The organism is Bacillus sp. AFS031507, from assembly GCF_002584635.1.
Classification (GTDB): Bacteria; Bacillota; Bacilli; order Bacillales; family Cytobacillaceae; genus Neobacillus.
Genome location: NZ_NUOW01000009.1, coordinates 1 through 20,287, shown reverse-complemented (window position 1 = coordinate 20,287; position 20,287 = coordinate 1). Strand labels below are relative to the sequence as shown.

At 40.7% G+C, this 20,287-nt stretch carries 18 protein-coding genes; 13 read left to right on the top strand and 5 right to left on the bottom strand.

Annotated elements, in window-relative coordinates:
• Positions 1-2: 2 nt before the first annotated feature.
• The 3 genes from rfbD (at position 3) to COE25_RS10245 (ending at position 2,364) form a co-directional block, all read left to right on the top strand.
• Positions 3-857, top strand: coding sequence for a dTDP-4-dehydrorhamnose reductase (gene rfbD / locus COE25_RS10255; protein WP_098932571.1), 855 nt, complete (start codon positions 3-5; stop codon positions 855-857).
• Positions 857-1,885: a dTDP-glucose 4,6-dehydratase gene (gene rfbB / locus COE25_RS10250; RefSeq protein WP_098932570.1), complete on the top strand. Its 1,029-nt coding sequence runs from the start codon at positions 857-859 to the stop codon at positions 1,883-1,885. Before rfbD ends, rfbB begins: the two co-directional genes overlap by 1 nt.
• A 344-nt stretch (positions 1,886-2,229) precedes the next feature.
• Complete coding sequence (locus COE25_RS10245; protein WP_098932569.1) at positions 2,230-2,364, top strand: BA3454 family stress response protein; 135 nt, start codon at positions 2,230-2,232, stop codon at positions 2,362-2,364.
• Positions 2,365-2,567: 203 nt separating this feature from the next.
• On the opposite strand, the gene COE25_RS10240 is transcribed toward COE25_RS10245, so the two are convergent.
• A complete protein-coding gene (locus COE25_RS10240) occupies positions 2,568-4,280 on the bottom strand; it encodes a fibronectin type III domain-containing protein (protein ID WP_098932568.1) in 1,713 nt (570 codons plus the stop codon).
• Positions 4,281-4,527: 247 nt separating this feature from the next.
• On the opposite strand from COE25_RS10240, the gene COE25_RS10235 reads away from it, so the two are divergent.
• From COE25_RS10235 to COE25_RS10225, 4 genes are all read left to right on the top strand, one after another.
• Positions 4,528-5,037 (top strand): DUF2179 domain-containing protein, encoded by a 510-nt coding sequence (locus COE25_RS10235; RefSeq protein WP_088089906.1) that lies wholly within the window; start codon positions 4,528-4,530, stop codon positions 5,035-5,037.
• A gap of 98 nt (positions 5,038-5,135) precedes the next feature.
• Positions 5,136-5,729: a YdeI/OmpD-associated family protein gene (locus tag COE25_RS10230; RefSeq protein WP_098932567.1), complete on the top strand. Its 594-nt coding sequence runs from the start codon at positions 5,136-5,138 to the stop codon at positions 5,727-5,729.
• Between the two features lie 39 nt (positions 5,730-5,768).
• Positions 5,769-5,954, top strand: a complete 186-nt coding sequence (locus tag COE25_RS32250; protein ID WP_373605349.1) for a cupin domain-containing protein — start codon at positions 5,769-5,771, stop codon at positions 5,952-5,954.
• 50 nt (positions 5,955-6,004) lie between these two features.
• Positions 6,005-6,271 (top strand): ABC transporter permease family protein, encoded by a 267-nt coding sequence (locus COE25_RS10225; RefSeq protein WP_257208765.1) that lies wholly within the window; start codon positions 6,005-6,007, stop codon positions 6,269-6,271.
• 544 nt (positions 6,272-6,815) lie between these two features.
• Here COE25_RS10225 and COE25_RS10220 read toward each other — a convergent pair.
• A complete protein-coding gene (locus COE25_RS10220; protein ID WP_098932566.1) occupies positions 6,816-8,189 on the bottom strand; it encodes a sigma-54 interaction domain-containing protein in 1,374 nt (457 codons plus the stop codon).
• A 275-nt stretch (positions 8,190-8,464) separates the two neighbouring features.
• Here COE25_RS10220 and COE25_RS10215 point away from each other — a divergent pair, with 275 nt between their 5' ends.
• The 5 genes from COE25_RS10215 to COE25_RS10195 all read left to right on the top strand — a co-directional run bounded on the left by COE25_RS10215 (position 8,465) and on the right by COE25_RS10195 (position 13,991).
• Positions 8,465-9,547: an aromatic ring-hydroxylating oxygenase subunit alpha gene (locus COE25_RS10215; RefSeq protein ID WP_098932565.1), complete on the top strand. Its 1,083-nt coding sequence runs from the start codon at positions 8,465-8,467 to the stop codon at positions 9,545-9,547.
• Complete coding sequence (locus COE25_RS10210) at positions 9,540-10,991, top strand: aldehyde dehydrogenase family protein (RefSeq protein ID WP_098932564.1); 1,452 nt, start codon at positions 9,540-9,542, stop codon at positions 10,989-10,991. The genes COE25_RS10215 and COE25_RS10210 overlap by 8 nt, the downstream gene beginning before the upstream one ends.
• A gap of 17 nt (positions 10,992-11,008) precedes the next feature.
• The gene (locus COE25_RS10205) at positions 11,009-12,100 is read left to right on the top strand and encodes a tartrate dehydrogenase (RefSeq protein WP_098932563.1); all 1,092 of its coding nucleotides are present in this window, start codon (positions 11,009-11,011) and stop codon (positions 12,098-12,100) included.
• 239 nt (positions 12,101-12,339) lie between these two features.
• Positions 12,340-12,528 carry a DUF3311 domain-containing protein gene (locus COE25_RS10200; RefSeq protein WP_088089896.1) on the top strand — a complete coding sequence of 63 codons (189 nt, stop codon included), beginning with the start codon at positions 12,340-12,342 and terminating at the stop codon, positions 12,526-12,528.
• Positions 12,525-13,991: a sodium:solute symporter family protein gene (locus tag COE25_RS10195; RefSeq protein WP_098932562.1), complete on the top strand. Its 1,467-nt coding sequence runs from the start codon at positions 12,525-12,527 to the stop codon at positions 13,989-13,991. Before COE25_RS10200 ends, COE25_RS10195 begins: the two co-directional genes overlap by 4 nt.
• Positions 13,992-14,444: 453 nt before the next feature.
• Here the strand turns inward: COE25_RS10195 and COE25_RS10190 are convergent, their stop codons facing one another.
• From COE25_RS10190 to COE25_RS10175, 3 genes are all read right to left on the bottom strand, one after another.
• On the bottom strand, positions 14,445-15,944 hold the full coding sequence (locus tag COE25_RS10190; protein WP_098932561.1) for a sodium:solute symporter family protein: 1,500 nt from the start codon (positions 15,942-15,944) through the stop codon (positions 14,445-14,447).
• A complete protein-coding gene (locus tag COE25_RS10185) occupies positions 15,944-16,147 on the bottom strand; it encodes a DUF3311 domain-containing protein (RefSeq protein ID WP_098932560.1) in 204 nt (67 codons plus the stop codon). The genes COE25_RS10190 and COE25_RS10185 overlap by 1 nt, the downstream gene beginning before the upstream one ends.
• A gap of 417 nt (positions 16,148-16,564) precedes the next feature.
• Positions 16,565-18,787, bottom strand: a complete 2,223-nt coding sequence (locus COE25_RS10175; protein ID WP_257208764.1) for a glycerophosphodiester phosphodiesterase family protein — start codon at positions 18,785-18,787, stop codon at positions 16,565-16,567.
• Positions 18,788-19,428: 641 nt separating this feature from the next.
• On the opposite strand from COE25_RS10175, the gene COE25_RS10170 reads away from it, so the two are divergent.
• A complete protein-coding gene (locus COE25_RS10170) occupies positions 19,429-20,076 on the top strand; it encodes a hypothetical protein (protein ID WP_098932558.1) in 648 nt (215 codons plus the stop codon).
• Positions 20,077-20,287: the final 211 nt, after the last annotated feature.

Genomic DNA, 20,287 nt, shown 5'->3' with positions numbered 1-20,287 from the left:
CGATGAAAATTCTAGTGACGGGTTTTACAGGACAGCTCGGCTTTGATGTGGTTCATGAAGGCGAAAGGCGCAGTTTCGAAATGATTGGCGTGGGGTCAAAAGAGCTGGACATAACAGATGAACAATCCGTTTACAGGGTTGTAAAGGAAATCAATCCGGATGCGATCATCCATTGTGCAGCCTATACGGCGGTTGATCAAGCAGAGAATGATCAAGAAAATTGCTGGAAGGTGAATGTCGATGGGACCAAGTATTTAGCCTGCGCCGCACGGGAATTAAAGGCTAAATTCATGTTTATCAGTACAGATTATGTATTAGATGGATTGGGTGAAGCACCTTTTGACGAAACGAGCGCGCCCAACCCCTTCGGATATTACGGGGTGACCAAATATGAAGCGGAGAAAATTGTCCAAACGACCTTATCCGAATGGTTCATCATCCGGATATCTTGGGTTTTTGGACTAAACGGGGATAATTTCGTGAAAACAATGCTGCGATTGTCTGAAACTAAAGATGAAATACATGTGGTGGGAGATCAAGTGGGTTCGCCTACGAATAGCTTGGATTTGTCGCGGTTATTAATTGATATGATCCAAACGGATCGATATGGAATCTATCATGCCACGAATGAGGGATATTGCAGCTGGGCTGAATTTGCCGAAGAAATTTTTCACAAAGCGGGCAAAATAGTAAAAGTCCATTCGATAAAAACAGAGGAATATCCGACTAGGGCAGTCCGTCCCAAGAACTCCCGAATGTCGAAGCAAAAGTTACTGGACAACGGATTTATTCCATTACCTTCTTGGCAGGACTCCTTAGAGCAGTACTTAAAAGCGTTAAAGCAAGAGGTGAAGTAATGCAAGGGAAAAAGCTTATTGTAACAGGTGGAGCCGGATTCATCGGTGGGAACTTTGTACAATATATGATTAACAAATACCCGCAGTATGATATTTATAATTTAGATGGATTAACCTATGCAGGCGATCTAACCAAGCACCGTGAGATCGAAAAGAAGGAAAACTATCATTTTATGAAAGCGGATATTGCTGATCGCGAAGCCATTCTACCGCTTTTTGAAAAAGAAAAGTTTGATTATGTGGTCCATTTTGCCGCAGAAAGCCATGTCGATCGCTCAATTTCGGAACCAGAAATATTTGTTCAGACGAATGTGCTAGGGACGCAAGTGTTACTTGATGCCGCCAAACAAATAGAAGTCACCAAGTTTGTTCATGTATCAACGGATGAGGTATACGGTGAGTTAGAGCTGGATTCATCGACATTGTTTACCGAAGAGACGCCGTTACAGCCCAATAGTCCATACAGTGCAAGTAAAGCGTCATCTGATTTCTTGGTTCGTGCCTATCACGAAACATTTGGACTGCCAGTCAATATTACACGTTGTTCCAATAACTATGGTCCCTTCCATTTTCCAGAGAAATTGATTCCATTAACAATTTCTCGCGTAGTAAATAATCAGAAGGTACCTGTTTATGGTGACGGAGAGAATATCCGTGATTGGCTGCATGTCCATGATCATTGTGCAGCACTAGACCTTGTTTTGCATGAGGGTGTTACCGGGGAAGTCTATAACATAGGCGGGCACAACGAGCGGACAAATTTAGAAGTGGTTAAAACGATTATTACCACGTTAGGAAAATCGGAAGAGTTCATTGAGTTTGTCCCAGACCGTTTGGGTCATGATAAGCGCTACGCGATTGACCCTACGAAGTTGGAGAAGCTAGGATGGAAACCAACCTACACATTCGAAACGGGAATCTCGCAAACGATTGAATGGTATGTGGAAAACAAGTGGTGGTGGGAGCAGATTATTAGTGGGGAATACAAGAATTACTTCATGAAACAGTATTCTTTAGATCAATCATAGACCCAGCATTCACAATTGTGGATGCGGGGCTTTTTAGTTTATATGTTTCGACATTTTTCTGCATTCTAAGTAGTGTAACAAAATACAAGAGATTTTAGAATCATATAAAGTTTGTTGATTTTATTGACTTTTCCAGTCATTACCGTTGCTAGTGAGTATATTAATTTTTGTTAAGTTGAGAATTTGTCAAATCTTGACCTTTTATTTAGCTTTAATCACTTTCATTTTATTTGTAAAATATAAAAAAGTTAAAAAACATTTTTTAGGCATAACTAAATGAACTTTGATTTATTACAGAAGTGGAATGAAAAAAAGTTAGAATTAAATAAAGGAGATAGGACAAAATGTACAAGTATACAATCTATGTAACACATAAAGGTAAAGTCTATCAAACCAACGTAATAGCTACCAAAGACCAAACAGAAGAAGAAGTTTATCGTATGGCACAAGAACAAGTTCTGAAACAATGGGCAAATTAAATACGGAATCCTGGGATTAAAAGGATTGAATGGAACTTCCACTTGAAGAATAGATTTTAGATAGCTTCCGTTACTTGAAATCTAGCTGTCGATGACTGCTTTATTTCAGCACTTGCACTTATAACTCGTTGCTGGTGGTTTACTAGCATTTTTAGACCGTAAAAAAAGCCTGGCTGCCAATACCAGGCTTTTTGCTTTTTCTTTTATGGTCTTGCGCTTGAAACAGCGGTCCAGCCACTGTACACTTTTACAGTGCCGACCAACTTGTAGGACCTTGCTTTATAATAATAGGTTCTTCCGGTTGTCAATCCAGTATTGGTGAAATACAGGGAGGTCGTAGTTTTGACAAGGCTGTATGTTCCGGTGCTGGAAGTCGCCCTATACACTTCATACCCGCTTGCCCCTGTTACCGCACTCCAGGTTGTTTTGATGCTTGTTGAACTGTATCTTGCTGCCTTGAAGTTAGTTGGGACGGACGGGATTGGCTTGGCTGAGACCACTGTGGTATAACCGCTGTACACTTTGGTTGTCCCGACCATTCGGTACGCCTTGATTTTGTAATAATATAGTTTGTTGGTAGAAAGCCCTGTGTTCGTGAAGCTCGTTGCGGTCGTGGTTTTACCGACTAAGGAATACGTCCCCGTTGAGGAGGTTGCACGGTATACTTCATACCCGCTTGCTCCGCTGACAGCCGTCCAGCTTGTTTTGATACTGGAATAAGAAGCCGATGCTGCCTTGAAATTCGTTGGGACGGACGGAATAGGCTTAGCTGGGACCCCTGTGGTATATCCGCTGTAAACTTTGGTTATCCCGACCATTCGGTACGCCCTGATTTTGTAATAATAGACTTGGTTGGTAGAAAGCCCTGTGTTCGTGAAGCTCGTTGCGGTCGTAGTATTACCGACTACAGAATACGTCCCCGTTAAGGAGGTTGCACGGGATACTTCATACCCGTTTGCCCCGCTGACGGCAGTCCAGCTGGTTTTGATGCTGGAATAAGAAGCCGATGCTGCCTTCGGAGAAGCTGGGACCGCTAGTACTGGCTTTGCGGAAACAACCGGGCTGAATGCACCGTAAATCTTTTCGCCATTATCAAATGTAAAATAAGTCTGGATTTTATAGTAATACGTTGTGCCAGTATTCAAGCCTGTGTTTGTGTAATAGGCAGTAGGATCAGCGATACTGGTAATTTTCGTAAAGGTTCCGTTGCTAGAAGTTGACCTGTAAATGTCATAACCGTCAACCCCTGTTGCAGGAGTCCATGTCAGCTTTATGCTATTATAGGAGCTCGCTGTCGCTTTCGATGTAACGACAGGCTCAAGATAGGATGGGTCAGTTGTAAACCACTTATAATTGATTGCACCCGTTGCCTGGTTCACGCCCGTACTAATCCTGATCACCGGGAGGCCGGCTGACTTTTTGACAAGAATCCCATACCATACTTCGGACGCTGATGCTTCACGGTCTAAATTAACACCGTTTTCATCCAGTCCTGCTAATTGGTCTTTAAACGAGGCGGTTGCAATTGGGGTGATTTCCTCCCCGCCCTTTGTATAGAAATTATAATTGCTCCGAATGAGATCAGCGCGCATTAAGGATTTTTCCGGCCCGGAGATATAGGACATATCAAAACCCATCAATATCCACTGTTCATCCGCTGCCGGATCCTGGTTGGATCCATCTTCAGTTTGGATGATATCGTTGGCATCTTCACCAAAGTACATATCAAATTGCTGTAAACCCACCACTTTAGATGTGTCAGAACTGGATTTCTGCAAAGTGAACTCGTGATAATCCCATGCACTGTACGGTGTCGCTCTGTCCCCTATTGCTGCGAAAGCTTTTTCTGGAAGTAAGGAGACGGCTAATAAAAAGAAAAAGGACAATAAAAAGATGGTAACCTTGCTGTTTCTCATAATTTCCCCCTAGATAGGATATTTTCGGTATAGATCACCTATTTATCTCTTTTTTTACAGGCGGATCTATCCAATCTTAATTCTACAAGGTTTGAGAAAATCTGACAATATATTATCTTTATTGGAATTTTTGGTAGTAAAAACGTTGAATATCTTCTATCCTATTAAAGTAAGAATAACACTATTTTATTTAGATAAAAAAAGATAAAATAAAGTGTATTTTAAATATGACGATAGAGGTGCCAAAGTGAAAGAGATTCTTTTGATTTTGCTGTTGCAACTGATTTATGTACCTATATACACGCTACGAACAATCTTTTTGGTTAAAAATATAACCGTGTTAGCATCGATATTAGGTATTGCAGAAATGTTAATTTATGTTTTTGGCCTTTCTCTCGTATTTGGTGGAGATCAAAGTTTTGTATCAATGGTTGTTTATGCAGTTGGCTTCGGGTTAGGAATTATACTTGGGACGAAATTGGAACAAAAAATAGCTATTGGTTATATAAACGTAACGGTTAATACACAAGAAAAAAATAGTAATTTGATAGACACATTACGACAAAATGGCTTCGGCGTTACTTTATATACGGGTGAAGGCCGAGACAGTGAACGTTATCGAATGGAAATATTGACAAAGAGAAATAGAGAAAATGAACTAATTGCAACTGTGGAAATGTTTGAACCTAGTGCGTTTATTATTTCATATGAGCCAAGAAGATTTAAAGGCGGTTTCTTATTGGACCGACTTCGATAGATGAATTGAACACAACGAACTGTTGTGTTTTTTATTATTTTAAAAAAACAGATTATAATTTAATACTCGGGCCAAAAATTGAAGAGGGGTGTTCCTGGATGACCAATAGTAGAATGAATCCTAAGGTTGATGAATTTTTAAGTAAAGCTAAAAAGTGGAAGGAAGAATATGAGAAGTTGAGAAATATCGTTCTTGACTGTGAGCTGACCGAAGAATTTAAGTGGATGCATCCTTGTTACACGTTTGAGAAAAAAAACATAGTTTTAATACATGGATTTAAAGAATATTGTGCGCTGCTGTTTCACAAAGGCGCCTTGTTAAAGGATACCCATGGGATTCTAATCCAACAAACGGAGAATGTACAGGCGGCACGCCAGATTCGGTTCACGAATGTTCAAGAAATAGTTGAAATGGAATCCATCTTGAAAGCCTATATTTATGAAGCCATTGAAGTTGAAAAAGCCGGTTTGGAAGTGAATTTTAAAAAGAATACAGAATTTATAATTCCTGAAGAACTTCAAAATAAATTCGATGAAATCCCTGCCTTGAAAACTGCTTTTGAAGCATTAACGCCGGGACGGCAAAGAGCATACATACTTTATTTTTCCCAACCCAAACAATCCAAAACTCGAGAGTCAAGGGTTGAAAAATATATGCAGCAAATTCTCAATGAAAAGGGATTAAATGATTAATATTCGATGAACTAACAGGCTCTTCACAACAACCCAATAATGGGTGGAGCTGATTTCTCATTTAATGACCATTATTTGCTTATCAGTGTAATTAAGCATGACGGGACACTTTCTCATAATGGTGATCAATATGAACTTGAAAAGGGGACTCATTTTATTATCCCTGTAGGATTTGGTGACTTTGAGGTGGATGGGAATTGTGAATTGATTTTTTTACATATGTAATATGGTGAAATTTAGCTAATATAAACGAAGCGCAAAGATCCTATTTGAGTTTGGATTTTTACGCTTTTTTATTTTTTGCAGAAGAGATAAAGTTATTTAAATATAAAAATGAGTTGTTTCTAGCAATTATGTTTATCGAAAAAGAAGAAGCGAAAACGATACCTGTCGCCATGAATTCCTTTATCACAAAATATGATATTGATTGGGGTGCCATGTCTGCAGCTACTGTTTTATCTGTTATTCCTACGCTTATTTTGTTCGCATTTGCGCAGAAATACATCGTGGAAGGTATGACACAAGGCTCTGTTAAGGGCTAAAAGAAGGGACACAATGAAGTCCCTTCTTTTAATTCTTCAAATAAATGGGTTGAGAGCAATATGTATGAGAAAGCTGAATGGTGAAACTCTCCATTCAGCTTTCGTTTTTACTTTTGAAGACAGCTATCGACATTTTATTAGGCATTTTGAGGGGGAAATTTAGGTACGGCGCGTGCCGAGGACACTTTTAAACACACGTTTGTGTAGTAGGGAAAAAGGAGGGAATTAATAGAATAATGGAAGTTCAAGAGAAACCTAGCTGATTTTGTGGAAAATAGAGATATTTCCTGCGGAATTTTCAAACTGTTCTCGACAATTTTTTTTTCTTGCTTGGCAGGGGAAATACCTATAGATCAGTGCTTAGAGCTGTCCAATACCGCCGTATGAAACTTGGATTAGATTTAAAAAGGAAAAACGCGGATCGCTGCCAGTCGGTAACAGAAGACCATAGGGACGGTTTTTGTGGAAGGCATTAACCTCATTAAAAACGATGTGAACCGTCCCTGTGGAACCTACAAGTCCAATCTAAGAAAGTCTAAGACGCTCAATTAATCATCAAATCCTCGCAGTACTCCCGGATTAGTTTCGAGGCTTTCGTCTGGCTGATATCGAGGTCTTTTGCGACTTTCCTGGACGATTTGTGAGTTTGGTAAGCTCTTCTAATTAAGAACCGCTTTGTTTCGTCAATTGCTTTATCGAGTGAAGTGGGGAGAGCGAGCTGGGTGACTTGTTCCACGTTATCGGTGATCATATCAGGCAAGTCGGCCACCTGGATGATTGAGTCGCTAATGACGACTAGCCGTTCAATCAAATTTTCGAGCTGGCGTACATTTCCCGGCCATGAATAATGGATTAATATATTCAAGCATTCTTCCGAGATGACTTTGTTGTCATGGTACTTTTTATTGAATTGGTGTAAAAAGTTGTACGTGAGCGGAATGATATCTTCTTTGCGCTCACGCAGCGGCGGCAGGTGAATGTCGATCACATTCAGCCGGTAAAATAAATCTTCCCGGAATCTTTTGTCATGGACCATTTCAATTAAGTCCCGGTTTGTTGCGGCGACGATGCGGATATCGACTTTTTTCAATTCGCTGCTGCCGATTGGAATGAACTGTTTATCTTGGATTACTTGTAAAAGCTTTGCCTGCAGAGCGAGCGGCATTTCCCCAATTTCATCAAGAAAAACTGTGCCGCCGTTCCCAGCTTCGATTAACCCCGGTTTTCCGGTTTTGTTTGCTCCGGTAAATGCCCCTTTTGAATAGCCGAATAGTTCAGATTCAAGCAGCTCTTCAGGAATGGCCGCGCAGTTAATCGTCAGGAACGGGCCGCTTTTCCGCTTGCTAATCCGGTGGATGTAATGGGCGAGAACGCCTTTTCCTGTTCCTGATTCTCCCTGGATTAAAATCGTGGAATCCGTTGGCGCCACTTTTTCGCAAAAAGCCAGGATTCGATTGATTTTGCTGCTATTAGTAATGAACTGGCCCGCTTCATCTTCCGTTTGAGTGGTTGTTGACTCACCACTTATTCCATTTACTTTTCCCATTTTATATGTCTGCAATTCGGTCGATGTGATGACGACGAGTTCGATTTCCCCCTCGTCATTTAAGATGGGAACCGCCGACGTCATCAGTTCAGCGCCGATATACGTCTGTTGCCTCATGTAGCAAGGCTTTTTACTTTTATACACTTCCGGCACAATGGACGGTTTCCAGTAGCCTTTTTCAAATAATTCGACATTGTATTTGCCGATGACATCACTCGGCTTCAGCCCATAATGGCGCTCACAGACCTGGTTTACATAAAGAATCCGCTTTTCACCGTCGAGGACGAAAATTTCATCGGAGGAATGATCGAGAATTTTTAAAAGAGATTGAAGCGTCAACTCAATATTGCCTGTTGCATCAGGACTTTTCATAGAATGATCCTCTCTTTTCAAAAGGTAGTGAGTTAATTTTGACAAAAATGTGACTATATCGAGTCAATTATAACTCAAAATGACAGCGTTTTTAATAAAAATCGAAATTATTTGTGTGTTTGCACTGTTTTGAAAATTTGGCACACAAATTGCATATATAAGATTGACAGGCTGCAAAGCTAGTATGTCATTAATTGTTGTACTATTTTAAATATTTAATAGAGTCTTTGCCAGCAAGTACTTAAAAATAATATATTTATGAGGGAGAATGAATTATGGCTTATAACACAGTAGGAAATGCAACCAATCGGACATTTGAAAGAACATTGACTTATGACAAATACACAGATCCGAAAGTACTTGAAAAAGAAATGGATCTTGTTTTCTCTAAATCTTGGCAGCTTGTGGGGCATGTCAGTCAGTTAGAAAAAGTAGGTGCTTTCTTTACGACGGAAGTAGCAAACGAACCGATTATTGTGACTCGTGGCCAGGATGAAGTCATCCGCGCTTTTTATAACGTCTGTCCGCACCGTGCGACAAAGCTTGAAAAAAATGAGTCAGGTAAGAAGAAAATTTTACAATGCGCCTACCATGGCTGGACATTTAAATTAGATGGGCAATTAAACAAAGCACCTAACTTTAAAGGTGAAGATGCAGCTTGTGTACAAGACGCTTGTTTACGCTCAGTCCGCATGGAAATCTTGGAATCTTTAATCTTTGTCAACTTGGACGATAACGCGAAGCCGCTTAGCGAATCTTACGGCGATTTCTTCGACCGCTTGAGCAAATACCCGTTTTTAAGTGAGTTAAAAAGAACTAACCAAACATCACGGGTGATTAAAGCGAACTGGAAAGCGTTTATTGACAATTATTTAGAGTGTGACCACTGTCATGTCGCCCATCCAAGCTTCGTTGCAGCCCTTGACATGGATGATTATCAAATCATTACCTGTGAAAATTATTCACTACAAGGCTCCATTGTTAAACCGGATAAAAATTATGGAACAGTCGATTTAAATCAGGCGGAAATGCAAGGCGGATCTTTCTTCTGGCTGTGGCCAAACCTAATGTTGACCATTTATCCGGGACCTGGCAATATGGCGACGATTCAATTGGTGCCGATTGATCATGAAACAACTTTGATTCTTTATACTTATTATTTCCGTGATGAGAATTTGACTCAAGAAGAAAAAGACTTAGTTGCTTTTGCTGAACAAGTTCGCCTGGAAGATGTGGAACTTGTCGAGTTAGAACAAATCGGGTTCCGCTCTCGTGCATTTAACAAAGGAAGATATTCGTCTTCAGAAAAAGCAATTGTACAATTTCATGAAATGGTATTGGAGGCCCTCAATGAGTAATTTAGCGAATGAAGTAAAAGCGAAAAAGCAGTTTCTGATGATCAATGGCGAAAAAGTAGAAACAGCAACATATGCTCCTTTATACTCCCCGTATTCTGGGGAAGAAATCGCTCAAATTGCGATGGCAGATAAACACCTGACGGTACAGGCGATTGCGGCGGCCTACGAGGCACGCGCAAGTATGGCGAAAATGCCGGCGTATCAGCGGGCTGAGATTTTGGAAAAGGTTGTGGCGCTTTTAAAAGAGAAAGCGGCCGAAGCGGCTGAAGTGATTTCTCGTGAATCAGCTAAACCAATTATGTTCGCGAAAGCGGAAGTGGCTAGAACGATTGAAACGTATAAGTTTGCGGCTGAAGAAGCAAAAAGAATTCACGGAGAAACTATTCCTTTTGACGCAGCCGTTGGCGGCGTCGGACGAATTGGTTACACGGTTAGAGAGCCGATTGGGGTGATTGGAGCGATCACACCGTTTAACTTCCCTATGAACCTTGTTGCTCATAAAGTCGGGCCGGCGATTGCGGCTGGCAATACGATTGTCTTGAAGCCAGCATCACAAACACCGCTGTCTGCCCTCTTTATCGCGGAAATATTTGAAGAAGCGGGCCTCCCAGCGGGAGTATTAAATGTAGTAACTGGTCCCGGCGGCACAGTCGGGGACGCCATTGTCGAAGACGACCGTGTAAGCATGGTCACATTCACAGGTAGTCCGGGCGTCGGCATCGGCATCCGAAGCAAGGCAGGTTTGAAAAAGACGACACTTGAACTCGGTTCAAACGCGGCATTAATTATCGACAAAGATATTGACGTCGATTCCATTATTGACCGCTGCATCATGGGGGCTTTCTCTAACCAAGGGCAAGTATGTATTTCCCTGCAGCGTGTATATGCACATGAAGATGTGTATGAAGAATTTGTTGCGAAGTTCACTGAAGCAGCGAAGAAACTGAAAATCGGCGACCCGCTTGATTCGGACACATATATTTCCGCTTTAATCTCTAAAGGGGAAGCTGAACGTGTCCTAGGCTGGATCGAAGAAACGAAAGGCAGCGATGCAACGATAGCTACGGGCGGCAAACTTCAAGATGGCGTTCTTCAGCCAACAATTATTACAGATGCGGACCATTCGTTAAAAGTTTCTTGTCAGGAAGCATTTGCACCGGTTGTCGTTGTAAACAAAGTGAGTTCAGTTGAAGAAGCGATTGAGCAAGTGAATGATTCCCGCTTCGGATTACAGGCTGGAATTTACACAAACAATGTAAAAAATGCTTTATACGCTTCACAGGAATTGCATGTGGGCGGCGTAATTATTAATGACGTGCCGAACTACCGTGTCGACCAAATGCCATACGGCGGTGTGAAAGAAAGTGGGACAGGCCGTGAAGGAATAAAATACGCTGTGGAAGAAATGACTGAAATGAAATTGGTCGTTTGGAACCAAGGCTAAAAACGAGGGAGATCATTGTGAAGCAATTTAAAATAGCAGTTATCGCCGGTGACGGCATTGGCCCTGAAGTCATTAATGAAGGGGTCAAAGTATTAAATAAAGTGGCTGAACTTGATGCGGGTTTCCAATTTAATTTCACTTACTTTCCATGGGGATGCGAATTTTATGCGAAAAATGGAAAAATGATGGATGATGATGGAATTGAACAGCTGAAAGAGTTTGACGCGATTTATTTGGGAGCAGTTGGGTTTCCCGGTGTCCCGGACCATATTTCCCTATGGGATTTGTTGTTGAAAATCCGAAAAAGTTTTGATCAGTATGTAAATATTCGGCCCGTGACGCTGTTAAAGGGGGCTCACTTGCCGCTTGTGGATGTGAAACGCGAAGACATCGATATGCTGTTCATTCGTGAAAACAGTGAAGGCGAATATTCAGGCGCAGGTGACTGGCTGTTTAAAGGGCAGGAACACGAAGTCGTTTTGCAAAACGGTGTATTTTCCCGTAAAGGCACAGAGCGAATCATTCGTTACGCGTTTGAAACGGCGAAAAAAGAAGGAAGATCGCTGACGAGCATTTCTAAAGGAAACGCCCTTAATTACTCAATGGTTTTCTGGGACCAGGTATTTGAAGAAGTGAGCGCAGACTATCCTGAAGTCAAAACTGCAACTTATCTCGTCGACGCGGCGGCGATGCTGATGATTAAAGATCCAAAACGCTTTGAAGTCGTTGTGACATCGAACTTGTTCGGCGATATTTTAACGGATTTGGGTGCGGCGATCGCTGGTGGAATAGGGCTCGCTGCTGGAGCGAATATTAACCCGGAAAGAGACTTTCCGTCTATGTTTGAGCCGATTCACGGATCAGCTCCTGATATTGAAGGACAGCAGATTGCCAATCCGCTTGCCGCTATTTGGTCGGCAAGCCAAATGCTCGACTTTTTCGGCTATGAAGCATACGGAAAACTAGTGTTGGATGCGATCGAACAACTTTTGGTGGAAGATGAAGTTTTGACACCTGATATGAATGGAACTTCTACTACATCAGACGTAGGAAACCGTGTAGTAGACCTGATGAAATCTTTAGTTTTTTCTCAAAATGTGAAAAGCTGATAGACTGATAGATTCATCTGCTGTATTAGGTATTACATAAAAGGTCTCAATTCGGCCTTTTATGTAATACTCATTTCATTTTTGTTTTCAAAAATTTAAAGCGTTTTCAAACATGATGCTAAACTCACTTGTTTTTATATTACCAATACTCTACTCTAATAGAATTCGGTGAATTAGAAATAAGCAGAGAGTACAAAGTCTGAAAATTCATACTAAATTTCGTGAGGGGGAATATCTGAGTGAAAGTTTTAATTTGGATCCTAGCAATAATTCCTATTATTGGTGCGTTTACAGTTGTAAACCGTATCGAGCCGTATATTTTTGGGTTACCCTTCATTGTTTTTTGGGCGACTGCCTGGCTCGTTTTAACTTCATTATTTTTGTACATTATTAATATTCTGATAGATAGACAGGAGGGAATTAAATGAATAGTGCTATCTTCATTCTCATAGCTACTCTTCTTCTTGCTTTCTATTTAGGTGTCCGTGCCCGCAAAGGACAACAGCTCGAAGAATGGGCCGTAGGCGGCCGTAATTTTGGTTCTATCACCATGTTTGTGTTAATGGCTGGTGAAATTTTTACAACGTATGTGTTTCTGGGAGGAAGCGGTGGATCCTACCGAATGGGAGGACCTATCATTTATATCTTCAACGCCTTCTGTTATATTGTGCCGTTCTGGATTTTGCCTCCTATTTGGCGTTATGCCAAAAAGCATCGAGTGATTACTCAATCTGACTTTTTTGCAAAGAAGTATGATAGTAAACCACTCGGGTTATTAGTAGCCATTGTCGGGGTCGTTTCGATGATTCCTTATATCGTTTTACAGTTAAAAGGACTTAAAATCATTGTATCAGAGACTTCATATGGTGCGATTTCACCGAATTTAGCGGTGTGCATAGGGGTGGTTGCTGTCACGATATTTGTGACATTGTCTGGTATTCACGGTTCAGCCTCAACAGCCATTTTAAAAGACATTCTCCTTCTCGTTGTGATTCTATTTTTAGGTATTTATTTGCCGTATCACTACCACGGCGGAATAAAGCCGATGTTTGAAACATTGGATAAGGCAAAGCCGGAGTTTTTATTAATTCCTAAAGAAGGATACAGCATATCCTGGTATATTTCGACATGTTTAACGATCGGATTAGGGCAATATATGTGGCCTCAATGCTTTGGTGCAAGCTTATCATCTAAAAATGAAAGGACACTGCGCCAGAATGCTGCTATTTTGCCGCTTTACCAAATCATTTTAGTATTCATTTTATTCATTGGGTTCACAGCCCTTTTACAAATTCCAAATTTACAAGGAGCAGATACAGATTTAGCTCTCTTTAAAATCGCAAAAGCAACATTCGATCCGTGGGTGGTCGGAGTCATAGGAGCCGCCGGTATCTTAACCGCACTTGTTCCGTGTTCGATGTTATTACTAACAGCCTCGACGATTTTATCGAAAAATATATATAAGGCGATCAAACCGAATACCACCGATGAGCAAATTGGACGATACACGCGTAGGTTTGTCCCGATTGTGGCACTAATCGCTTTATTTTTCACTTTTTTCGGTGGAAACAGTATTATTGCCTTGCTGATCATGGCTTACAGCTTTGTGCTGCAATTATTCCCTCCACTGCTTTGCAGCTTATGGAAGAAAAACCCTGTGAACAAAACAGGCGCATCTGCAGGAATTATAACCGGTGTTATCATGGTTGCTTATGTAACGATCACCAGTTCAACTATGGGGACGTTTTTTCCAAAAGCCCCTCAGTTTATAAAAGATCTTGATATCGGTATAGCGGCCCTTGTCGTTAACATTGTTTTCATGTTCGCGGTCAGTGCATTTACTAGAACATTAGTGAAAGTAGAGACAGAGATTGAGACAAAAGCGGTATAACTGTTATCGAATAACAGCCTTTATCCTAACGGGTTCACTTTATAGGTGCAAACAAGATGCAAAAGGTTGAACAAGAAGCGTTAAAAGTTTAGTTTAAAAAACCTAATCACTTATCTCCAACTAACCTACAAAGGATGTTCCTTTGTAGGTTTTTTATAAATGCAGGAATTTACAATACCAAAGCAAAATTCAAAGAAAGGACACCAGGCAACCTCAAATGCGGTAGCAGGACCATGTAATCTATGCGACCGTAGCATATAGCAGCTAGGATTCCGAACGAGCAAGAGTTAAAATAATGAGCAAAAAAAATAAGAGGGGCTTCGTCCTTTTTTGGATTGTGCCCGCTCTTTTAGCTATAAGATGTTAGTGTAATTTTCCAATAAAGAAGCCTCTTACTTTTATTATGAAACTCAGCATTGATAGGGCTACCCACTGGGGGCTAAAACGCCCCCATTATGCGCCTGTTCTAAGTTTTGATTTTACAGATTTTGATGGATTAAACAGATACTCTTTTACAGAATTTGTTTGATGTTTCGCTTTTGCTGCGAAAAAAGGATTCAAAATAATAATGGATAATAAGTTGGCTGATAATCCCCAAAACCCTTCATAAATACCAAATGAGCTGTTTGTTCCGTATACTGTAAATGTTGTTGCTAATCCCACGAGTAATCCAATAATTGTTGCCTGTTTCGTTTGATTTTTCCAGAATAAGCTGACAACAATCGCTGGGAAAATTTGCACCATTCCTGAAACACCTAAGAGCTGCAAAGATACTAGTGCTGTAGGGAATAACAGTCCAAATAATAATGCAAGACCAATGACAACAAACACCATGGAGCGAGTGACGAGAGTTAATTTAGCGCCTTTTACGTTGGGATTGATTAAATCGCGATAAATGTTGTTTGCAAATAAGTTGGAAGCACCGATGGCCATAATCGAGCATGGGATTAAAGATGCTAAGGCAATTGTTGAATAAGCTAAACCTTGTCCAATACCGCCGTATGAAACTTGGATTAGATTTAAAAAGGCAAAACGCGGATCGCTTCCAGCCGGCAACACATGGTAAGCCACAAAACCAAGGAAAATAACTAGGATTAAGACCACATTATATAACGGCAAGAACATGGCATTTTTTCGAACGGCATCCGCACTTTTCGCTGTGAATACTCCTGTTGCTCCATGAGCCCACATAAATAATGCCAAGGCAGAGACAAGTGATGCGGTCATGAACCATGGAATGCCTTTAGGGCCAGATGTAGGAATCGTCAGTAATTGCGGTGATTCCTTCACAAGTGTATCAATCATTGGGCTCCAGCCGCCAAAATGGATAATCGGAAGAGAAATCACAAGGAATAACATAATCGCCCATACGAGAACATCTTTAATGATGGCTGTATAGGTAGGGCCTTTGATTCCGCTAAAGAATGTAAAAAGTGCAACAAGTAGGAATGACGTAATGACGACTACCTTCACATTAATATAACCTGTTCCAGCGACTTGAAGCGTATCTTGAATCCCGGCTAACTGCAAATCAATATACGGGATGAGCATTAATACGCCTACAATAGCAATAATAGAAGAAAGAAGTTTACTGCCAAAACGCTCCCGCGCATAATCGGCCAGTGTGGTTAGCTTAAATTGATTCGCTACTTTCCAGAGTTTAGGAAGGTAAAAGTAAGAAACAAAATAGGCTAAAATACAGTAAGGGATAGCAAAGAATGCAAGACTTCCAGCCGCGTAGGATGTACTTGTTAGTCCTAAAAATGTATATGCTGTATATAAATCAGCGCCTACTAAAAACCAAACCAGCAATCCGCCAAAGCGTCTGCCCCCAACAGACCATTCCTCTACTGAGCTTCGTGAAGATTTATTTCTCCCTGCTATGAATCCAATCAAAACAACGGTCAAGACAATGAATACTGTGATTAACAAAGCTGTTAAATTTCCCTGCATTAGTCAAGACTCCCTTCTGATTTTTGAAGTTGATAAATGCCAAATGTGCATAAAGGTGTTAATACGATCCATAAAAAGAACCAAAATTGAAGGAAGGGTAATCCTAAAATAATCGGGTCCATTCGATTGACGAAAGGTAGTACGGCTAACTGAGAAATAAAAGGGAGTATTATTAATATAAATTTCATGAATTTTCTGCCCATTTTAAGAACCTCCTGATGATCATAGTAGATTTTTACTATAAATGAATAGTAATATTACCTCCATGATAGTATTGTTAAATAATTTTACATGTACGTTATACTAACAATTTTTCCAAGAGATTACAAGTAAATTTTTTAATAATTTGTAAAATTCTAATTAACAAACTATTATTCTTTACTGGGTTTATTTTGGATTAACTATTATTTAATAAACTCATTAGTAAAATATGTGATGCGTTTTATGTTCCGCGGACTTCCTACAAAGAAGGGATAGCCCAGACCCTTGAGTTCATGTCCTCTCGCAGAACGTAAGGAAATGTTTTGATATTCGCTTAAAAAAGCACCAGGCGGCGGCCCGGTGCTTCTTAGTGTTGATAAAATCAAGGAGACAGTCTCCTAGTTTTCGGTTACTATTTTTTAATCTTCAAGCTGGAAGGTTTGGCTGAAATGGACTTTTCCGTTTTCATCGCGGATTTCCACTCCTGCTTGATTTTTTGCTGGATCTACATGGAACACACCGAAGTTGAAGAAGTTTCCTTCCGCATACAAGCGTTCAGGGCCGAAGGTAGGATCCAATGTACCAGGATTGATTTTTACGGCTCCAATCGGACCGCTGATTAATTCGTGATAATCTGTTTTGCCGTCATGATTTGCATCATATTTGATGACTTCGGCAAAATGGACATCAGTTGTGACGAAATAAACGTTTTTGATTCCTTTTTCGATAATAAAATCAGAGATTTTTTTGAACTCGTTCTCATATCCTGTTAGATCATTAGGGTTTACTTGATTTCCATTTGCCCATCCATCCCTGGCAGTTGCTTTTCCAGTCGGAACGGAGATTGGCACGGAAGTCGCGACAAATTTAACCTTGGCATCTGATTTGAGAAGCTGCTGTTCCAGCCATTTTACTTGTTCTTCGCCGAGCATTGTTTTATCAGGTCCATCTGCCATGGTGTTTGGAGAGCGGTAGCCACGGTTGTTAAGAATGATCATATCCATTGATTTACCCCAAGAGTACTTGTGATAAAGCTTGTCCGCTGAACTGCGTTCACTTGAAATGGGCCAATAATCCTTAAACGCACCCAACCCCGCTTGCGTTAACGGCTGGGAAGGACCTGAAAAGTCATTGGTCACTTCATGATCATCCCAGATCGCAAACGTTCCTGTTTTCTGTAAAAGGCTGCGTAATCCCGCATCCGTACGGTTCTCCTTATATTTCGCCCAGAAATCCTGAACAGTTTCAGAAGGAGGGTTAGGAACAGCCGGTGTCTTATTATCAGCATAGATGGTATCCCCGCTGAACAGGAAGAAGTCAGGATTGATGGCTGACATCGCTTTGAAAGATTTATATGGCGGTATCTCTCCCTGGCCGCCCGTATCTCCACCCCAAACGATTGACATTGGCTTTAAGCTGTTTTCTTCTGGTGCCGTTTTGAATGAACCATTTACGGTATACTGGCTTGAAACCGCATGGGCCCGGTAATAATATTTGGTATCAGCCTTTAATCCGTTAACCTCTACATTTACTGTATAATCATGCGCTACATCTGCACGGCTCGTTTTGACGATTGTATCGTGTTTGAAACTGCTGTCAGTTGAAATTTCAAACTGAACTCTTGCCTCTACATTGGTGCGCGCCCATAAAATCGCTGATGAATCCGTTACATCTCCGCTTGCCACTCCATGTGAAATATACGGCTTTTCCAGTAAATCAACAAGCTGGTCCGTATTGTTTGTGAACTCCCCGTCCACACCAAGGGAAAGCAAGGAAACCATATCGTCCTCTGAATTGACTGTCCATGGATGCACTAGAAGCTGATTCTGATGAGCGGCTTCCATTAGTTTCGGTACAACAAGCTCCTTACTAGGACCTACGCCGGCGGCATAGTCAGAGATCCGTTTCATTTCCTGGTATACATCCTTCCCCGTCAGCATACTTCCTGAATACAGTTGAATCAGCTTTACATTAGGGGCAAGCGTTTTTAATTTACGAAGGCTTTCCTCGCTAAATGATTCGAGAAAAAGCTTTTCGTCATCAAGTACATTGGTTTCTTTCAAGATTTCAATTACTTTCTCTTCCATTCCTGGATAAACGTTTGGCGCTTTTGTTTCCATGTAAAGGCCAACTTTTCCATTACCATGTTTTTTTACAAATTTAATGGCTTCCTCGAGTGTCGGCACATGCTGTCCGATGTATTCAGTTTTCGCCATGTTTGGATAAGTTTTATTAAACCACGAACCTGCATCCAGTCGGCTGATCTCTTCAAGAGTAAAATCCTTTACCCGCCAAGGTGCCCGGTCTGGATAAAGTTCCTTTGCATTGGTTGTTCTCGCCAGCGTTTCATCATGCATGGCAATCAACTGGCCATCTTTCGTCATTTGTAAATCGAATTCCACATAATCGGCTTTCATCGTCATTGCCTGCTTATAGGCTGCCAATGTATGTTCCGGACCGTACGCAGATGCCCCGCGATGGGCAATGACTGCAACATCAGAGGTAATTGGACGTAATGTAGATTGTCCATTATCAGTAGCTGCATTTTGAATAGGGTGGGCTAAAACGGCCAAAGGAGCACCTGAAGTAACCGAAAGAGACAGCGTAGCTAATCCAGCAATCAAACTCTTTTTCATTTTCATTTCCAATCATCTCCTATAAGTTTATGTATATCGTATTTAAAAATATAGGAGAATTGTAAAGTCGCTATTGATAGAATGTTAATGTTTGGTAAAATGGACAAAAATAGTACCTTTTTCTTATAATAGACTATTAAAAATAGATCTACTTTGCATGAAAAATTACCTATAATAACTTAAGATCAGGCAGAAAGCTGAATGGGGATAATATCCATTCAGCTTTCGTTTTACTCTATAATTCTAGTTGTGACTGGTAACAAATAGAAGGTAATTGTGCCCGTGAACACAGAAAAAGGGAGTCAGCGGTAACAAAAAAAGCTAATTGTGCCCGTGAACACAGAAAAAGGGAGTCAGCGGTAACAAAAAAAGCTAATTGTGCCCGTGAGCACAGAAAAAGGGAGTCAGCGGTAACAAAAAAAGCTAATCGTGCCCGTGAGCACAGAAAAAGGGAGTCAGCGGTAACGATTAATAGTTAATACTATATCCCATCTCGAAAAATATAGTTTTTTTACAAAAGAAGATCTATTTGCAAGGTAAGTTAAATAGACTACCAAATTCTGTTTTTGTTTCCTACCCCCATAAGATATTTTGGTTCGTTCGTATTCTATTAGTATGAACACACAAAAAAACACGAGGGGTTTAACATGATTAAAATAACCAAGGGAGCCCTTGCGATGGTATTAGCAGGATCTGTTACGTTTTCTGTCGCCAACGCTTTGTTAGGTCAACCTATTAAACAATTAACAAAAGAAATAGCTTTACCTATATCGGCGGACCGAAAAAAAGCGGATGTAATCAACCCAGCAGAAAAAAAGGACAAACCTCAAACTCCAGCAGCGAATGTGAAGAACCATGATATTGCTGTTATCCAAGTCTCTTTAAAAAATAGGAATACCAATGATACGGCAGTAGCAGCCGTTCAACAAAGTAGAGAAAAATCCAGCGATCGAACGACAACCAGCGCTGCTAATCCAAGAGGGACCACAACTACAAAGCCTGTTGCAAAAACGATACCTGTAAAAAGCACAAAAGCACCAACAACAACGAGAACTGCTGCAATAAGGACAACCACAAAGCCTGCTGCACCAACGATACCTGCGACAAGCGCCAAAGCACCAACGACAGCGACAACACCCACGACGTCGAAAACTAGTACAACTACGACGAAAACTAATAAGACAACTAGTGCAACCACAACAAAAACCAACCGAGGACAACAAGTTTCTCAAGCAGCTAAAGAAAAGGCAGCGAGTCAAAGCAATAAAAAAGAAAACAACGGAAAGAAAATGTAATTCTTTCAAAAAGGATCATCCAATGCTGGTAACTGATTCCATTGCCTATCGAAAAACGTGAATTCGTAGCTGCAAATGTATATTAAAATGTATATGAATTTGCACCGCATTTTGCGGTGCTTTTTGATTATAAAAATAAATAACTCAGTCCAATTTTTGAACTGAGCTGCTTCAATATTTTAATTCAAAGCTACTTCATACAGATAGGTAA

Excerpts from the sequence above, each read along its gene's own strand:
- rfbD (WP_098932571.1), top strand. The coding sequence starts at position 3 with ATGAAAATTCTAGTGACGGGTTTTACAGGACAGCTCGGCTTTGATGTG.
- rfbB (WP_098932570.1), top strand. The coding sequence starts at position 857 with ATGCAAGGGAAAAAGCTTATTGTAACAGGTGGAGCCGGATTCATCGGT.
- COE25_RS10245 (WP_098932569.1), top strand. The coding sequence starts at position 2,230 with ATGTACAAGTATACAATCTATGTAACACATAAAGGTAAAGTCTATCAA.
- COE25_RS10240 (WP_098932568.1), bottom strand. The coding sequence starts at position 4,280 with ATGAGAAACAGCAAGGTTACCATCTTTTTATTGTCCTTTTTCTTTTTA.
- COE25_RS10230 (WP_098932567.1), top strand. The coding sequence starts at position 5,136 with ATGACCAATAGTAGAATGAATCCTAAGGTTGATGAATTTTTAAGTAAA.
- COE25_RS32250 (WP_373605349.1), top strand. The coding sequence starts at position 5,769 with ATGGGTGGAGCTGATTTCTCATTTAATGACCATTATTTGCTTATCAGT.
- COE25_RS10220 (WP_098932566.1), bottom strand. The coding sequence starts at position 8,189 with ATGAAAAGTCCTGATGCAACAGGCAATATTGAGTTGACGCTTCAATCT.
- COE25_RS10215 (WP_098932565.1), top strand. The coding sequence starts at position 8,465 with ATGGCTTATAACACAGTAGGAAATGCAACCAATCGGACATTTGAAAGA.
- COE25_RS10210 (WP_098932564.1), top strand. The coding sequence starts at position 9,540 with ATGAGTAATTTAGCGAATGAAGTAAAAGCGAAAAAGCAGTTTCTGATG.
- COE25_RS10195 (WP_098932562.1), top strand. The coding sequence starts at position 12,525 with ATGAATAGTGCTATCTTCATTCTCATAGCTACTCTTCTTCTTGCTTTC.
- COE25_RS10190 (WP_098932561.1), bottom strand. The coding sequence starts at position 15,944 with ATGCAGGGAAATTTAACAGCTTTGTTAATCACAGTATTCATTGTCTTG.
- COE25_RS10185 (WP_098932560.1), bottom strand. The coding sequence starts at position 16,147 with ATGGGCAGAAAATTCATGAAATTTATATTAATAATACTCCCTTTTATT.
- COE25_RS10175 (WP_257208764.1), bottom strand. The coding sequence starts at position 18,787 with ATGAAAATGAAAAAGAGTTTGATTGCTGGATTAGCTACGCTGTCTCTT.
- COE25_RS10170 (WP_098932558.1), top strand. The coding sequence starts at position 19,429 with ATGATTAAAATAACCAAGGGAGCCCTTGCGATGGTATTAGCAGGATCT.